General features: G+C 65.1%; 6 protein-coding genes and 1 pseudogene. 3 read left to right on the top strand and 4 right to left on the bottom strand.

What is annotated here, in order from left to right:
* Window positions 1-46: 46 nt before the first annotated feature.
* Window positions 47-388 (top strand): DUF2853 family protein, encoded by a 342-nt coding sequence (locus AC2FM5_RS19300; RefSeq protein ID WP_490362077.1) that lies wholly within the window; start codon window positions 47-49, stop codon window positions 386-388.
* Window positions 389-606: 218 nt separating this feature from the next.
* Here the strand turns inward: AC2FM5_RS19300 and AC2FM5_RS19295 are convergent, their stop codons facing one another.
* Genes AC2FM5_RS19295 through tsaD form a run of 4 tightly spaced genes read right to left on the bottom strand, consistent with a single transcriptional unit; the run spans window position 607 to window position 3356 of the window.
* A complete protein-coding gene (locus AC2FM5_RS19295; RefSeq protein ID WP_496737570.1) occupies window positions 607-1029 on the bottom strand; it encodes an EVE domain-containing protein in 423 nt (140 codons plus the stop codon).
* Window positions 1029-1298 (bottom strand): YciI family protein, encoded by a 270-nt coding sequence (locus AC2FM5_RS19290; RefSeq protein WP_170361052.1) that lies wholly within the window; start codon window positions 1296-1298, stop codon window positions 1029-1031. Before AC2FM5_RS19290 ends, AC2FM5_RS19295 begins: the two co-directional genes overlap by 1 nt.
* Before the next feature lies 1 nt (window position 1299).
* Entirely contained in the window at window positions 1300-2262 is a 963-nt protein-coding gene (locus tag AC2FM5_RS19285) for an NAD(P)H-dependent glycerol-3-phosphate dehydrogenase (protein WP_496737567.1), read from the bottom strand.
* Window positions 2259-3356: a tRNA (adenosine(37)-N6)-threonylcarbamoyltransferase complex transferase subunit TsaD gene (gene tsaD, locus AC2FM5_RS19280; RefSeq protein WP_496737573.1), complete on the bottom strand. Its 1098-nt coding sequence runs from the start codon at window positions 3354-3356 to the stop codon at window positions 2259-2261. The genes AC2FM5_RS19285 and tsaD overlap by 4 nt, the downstream gene beginning before the upstream one ends.
* A gap of 19 nt (window positions 3357-3375) precedes the next feature.
* Between tsaD and AC2FM5_RS19275 the strand changes: the two genes are divergently transcribed.
* Both AC2FM5_RS19275 and AC2FM5_RS19270 read left to right on the top strand, forming a co-directional pair.
* Window positions 3376-4167 (top strand): uroporphyrinogen-III synthase, encoded by a 792-nt coding sequence (locus AC2FM5_RS19275; protein WP_496737565.1) that lies wholly within the window; start codon window positions 3376-3378, stop codon window positions 4165-4167.
* Between the two features lie 53 nt (window positions 4168-4220).
* Window positions 4221-4461, top strand: a pseudogene (locus tag AC2FM5_RS19270) (hypothetical protein); the annotation flags it as partial.

Below are 4461 nucleotides of genomic sequence, written 5' to 3'. Positions count from 1 at the left end.
AGCCAGCGCCGCAAAGGCCGGACCCCAACCCACACAGGAGAGGACAATGGGAAAACGTGACGAGTTGATCGCCAAATACGCGGATGATCTGAAGAACAAGTGCGGGATGGACCCCGACATGGACCTGCTGACCAAGGTGACGATCGGTTGCGGGCCGTCGATCTATGACGCGGATGCCGCAACCGTGGCCGCCAGCCAGGAAAGCGAGTTGGAAACGGTCAAGAACAACTTCCTGATCAAGAAACTGGGCCTGTCGGATGGCCCCGAGCTGATGGAAGCGATCAACAAGGTCATCGAAACCTACGGCAAGTCCGAACGCAACAAATACCGCGCGGTCATCTACTACATGCTGACCAAGCATTTCGGCAAAGAGTCGGTCTACGGCTGATCCCGCCGCGACATTCGGAAACGCCCGCCCGACTGGTTCGGCGGGCGTTTTGCATTTGAATCATAATCTATTGATTTCATGTTTGAAAAACCGCCGTGTTCTGGGGTACGTTCAACCCGTGACCAGGACGGTCAGAACCAGAGATTTCTTTGCGTGTGGTGAGTAGGGAGCACGCGGGGTAGGGAAGGTTCTGCATCGTCAGGGCCTTCCCTTTTTTCTCAATCCGCCTGGGTCTGGCCCAGTTCGCAGATCACCGCCCATTCAGCATCTGAGACGGGCTGCACCGACAGGCGCGAGTTTTTCACCAACACCATGTCGTTCAGTCGCGGATCGGCCTTGATCTGGTCCAGCGTGACCGGTTTGGCGAAGGGGCGCACCGCCTTGATGTCCACGCAATCCCACCGGTCGTCGTCGGTGGTGCTGTCGGGATGGGCTTCGGCGCAGATCTCGACGATGCCGACGATCGCCTTGTCCTTCTGCGAATGGTAGAAAAACCCCTGGTCGCCCAGCTTCATCTGCCGCATGAAATTGCGGGCCTGATAGTTGCGCACCCCGTCCCATTCTTCGCCCGCGTCGCCCTTGGCGCCCTGCTGGTCCCAGCTCCAGGTCGAGGGTTCGGATTTGAACAGCCAATACGCCATCAACCGATGACCTTCTTCCACGGGATCAGTTCGACCGATGTGAACAGACCGGCCTTGGCATAGGGGTCGTTGTCGGCCCAGGCCTGTGCGGCGGCCAGGTCCTCGACATCCAGGATGACCAGCGACCCGATCATGGCATCGCCGTTCAGCAACGGCCCGGCTTGTGCGACCACGCCGGTTTCTTCGATATAGGCCAGGTGCGCGGCGCGGTTGTCCAGACGGGTCTGCAGGGCGCCGTCCTTGTCCCGGGCGATCAGGGCGATAAGCATGTCATTCCTCCTTGAGTGGGCGATTGAGCAGGGATTGCAAAGCCTCGGCAACACTGTAGGCGCCACGGCTGAGCTGCGCCACCGTCTGGCATATGGGCATGTCCAGCGCCTCGGTCGCGGCGATGGCGGCCATGGCATTTGCCGTGGCCACGCCTTCGACGGTGGTCGCGGCGTCAAAGGTCTCGTTGCGGCCCAGCGACAGGCCGAACCGGAAGTTGCGCGACAGGTCGGACGAGCAGGTCAGGACCAGATCGCCCAGACCCGACAGGCCCATCAGGGTCTCGGGCCGGGCGCCGCGCGTCGCGGCAAAGCGCTGCATCTCGGCAAAGCCGCGGGTCATCAGGGCCGCGCGGGCGCTGTCCCCCAGACCCGCGCCGATGCAGGCTCCGCAGGCGATGGCCATCACGTTCTTCAGTGCGCCGCCCAGTTCGGCCCCGGTCACGTCGGTGGTTCGGTAGAGCCGCAGGTTGGCGGTGGTCAGGGCCTGTTGCAGCCGGGTGCCCAAATCCACGTCGGCGCAGGCCAGTGTCAGCGCCGTCGGCAACCCGCGGGCAATGTCATCGGCAAAGCTGGGCCCGGTCAGCAGGGCGGTGCGGGCATTGGGCAGCACCTGTTCGATCACGGCAATCGGACCGAGGCCGGTGGACAGTTCGATACCCTTGCAGCAGGCCACAAGGGTGCGACCCTGCAGGTCCGCCGCATGGTCTGACAGGACATCGCGCAGCTTTTGCATGGGCACGGCCAGCAACAACACGTCGCTTTGACAGGCCAGGGTGCTGTCGTCGGTCACGGTGATGGCGTCGGGCAGGGTGACACCCGGCAGTCGGGCATCATTGCGGCGGGTCGTCTGCATCGTCTGCGCCTGTTCGGGCGACCGGGCCCACAAGGTGACCGGACCCTTGCCCGCCAACGAGATCGCCAGCGCGGTGCCAAAGGCGCCCGACCCAAGGACCGAAACGTTCATGCCTTGGCCCCCTTGCGCCCGCCGCCCAGCATGGCCGGGCTGGTTTGATCCAGCGGCCAGCGGGGCCGGGCGGTCAGGTCCAGCCCGTCACGCGCGCCCAGCCGGAACCGTTCCAACCCGGCATAGGCGATCATCGCCGCATTGTCGGTGCAAAGGTGCAGCGGCGGGGCGGTAAACCGCGCGCCGACATCCGCGGAAACAGACTCTAACGCAGACCGAATGGCTGTGTTGGCCGCAACGCCCCCGGCCACGGTGATGACCGGCTCGGCCGGGTTGGTTTCAAGATACAGGGCGATGGCGCGGCGGGTCTTTTCGGCCAGCGTATCCACAACCGCCTGCTGGAACCCGGCGCACAGATCGGCGCGGTCCTGACGCGTCAGCCCGCCCTTTTCGGCCACGATCTGGTCACGCATTCGCATCAAGGCGGTCTTGAGCCCGGAAAAGGACAGATCGCATCCGGGCCGATCCAGCAGCGGCCGCGGAAAGCGAAAGCGCTTGGGGTCCCCGTTGCGGGCCTCGGCCTCGACCGAGGGGCCACCGGGCTGGGGCAGGCCCAACAGGCGCGCGGTCTTGTCGAAGGCCTCGCCCGGGGCGTCGTCGATGGTGCCGCCCAGCCGGGTAAACCGCTCGGGGCCGTGGGCGATCAGGTATTGGCAGTGCCCCCCGGATACCAGCAGCATCAGGTAGGGAAAGGCGATCCCGTCCGTCAGGCGCGGGGTCAGCGCGTGGCCGGCCAGGTGGTTGACGCCGATCAGCGGCAGACCGGTGGCCGCGCTGATCCCCTTGGCGCACATCACGCCGGACATGACCCCGCCGATCAGTCCCGGCCCGGCGGTCACGGCCACGGCGTCTATATCCTGCAGAGTCAGGCCCGCCTGCTCCAACGCCTGCTGCACGCAGACATCCAGCTTTTCGGCATGCGCGCGCGCCGCGATCTCGGGCACCACGCCGCCAAAGGCACTGTGCAGGTCCGTCTGGCCATGCACTACCGAAGACAGAACCTGCACCGGTTCGCCCTCGGTCTGCCGCACCACGGCCGCCGCCGTGTCGTCGCAGCTGCTTTCCAATCCCAGAACGGTAAGTGTTTGCACCATCGGCCTGAACCATTGCATCATGATCTGGTCGCGGGGTATCACCCCGCGCCGCAGCAAACAATCCTCAAGGCCCGAACGCCCGCCCGTGTACCTGTTGATGTCCCGCCCCCGCGCCGCCTCGGAAAGGTTCGTGGCGCAGCTGCCCGAACGTTTGCGGTCGCGGGTTCAGGTGATCTATTCCCCGCTGCTGGATATCCGACCGATGGAACAGGCGGTGGACACGACCGGAATCCGGGGACTGATCTTCACCTCGGCCAATGGCGTGGCGGCCGCCGCGGCGCAGGATGTGCGCCGGGATCTGCCCGCCTATTGCGTGGGGCCGGCCACCACCGAAACGGCCCGCCAGGCGGGGTGGGAGGCCCGGATGGCCGGCGAAACCGCCGAGGAGCTGGTGGCCAAACTGCTCAAAGAGCGCCCGGACAGCCCGCTGCTGCATCTGCGCGGCGAACACAGCCGGGGAAACATCGCGGCCCGGCTGACCGAACTGGGGCTGACCGTGCGGGAACAGCCGGTCTATCGCCAGCAGCTGCTGCCTTTGACGCCCGAGGCCCAGGCGGCTGCGGCTGGTTCGGCCCCGGTGATTGCGCCCTTGTTCTCGCCGCGGACCGCGCGACAATTTGCCGAACTTTGGCCCGGACCGGCACCGCTTTTGGTCGCTGCGATGAGCGGACCGACCGCCGAGCCCCTTGAAAACTTGGCGATTGCCCGTTTGCGGATTGCCAAACGCCCGACCCCCAAGAAAATGCGGAAAGCCGTGAAAAAACTCGTTAAATACGCGATCCGGCTTGAGGGTGCGATGGGCGCGGATTAACTTGGACGCGTCTGCGCGTCAGGTTTTATGGGAATCGACAGGGGGAAGTGACGGTGGCTGCCAAGAAAGACACAGACCAGAAACCGGCCGACGACCCCAAGGTCGAGGAGGTGCCCGAAGCGGTCGACGCCAAGACTGACGCCTACACGCTTGACCCGGAAGATCGGGTTGAACAAAGCCCTTCCGAAGCCGAAGCCGAAGCCGAAGCCGAAGCCGAAGCCGAAGCCGAAGCCGAAGCCGAAGCCGAAGCCGAAGCCGAAGCCGAAGCCGAAGCCGAAGCCGAAGCCGAAGCCG

Source organism: Ruegeria sp. BHSA162 (assembly GCF_059613385.1).
The sequence above is the reverse complement of the archived record's forward strand: the minus strand, read 5'-3'. Positions and strand labels throughout refer to the sequence as shown.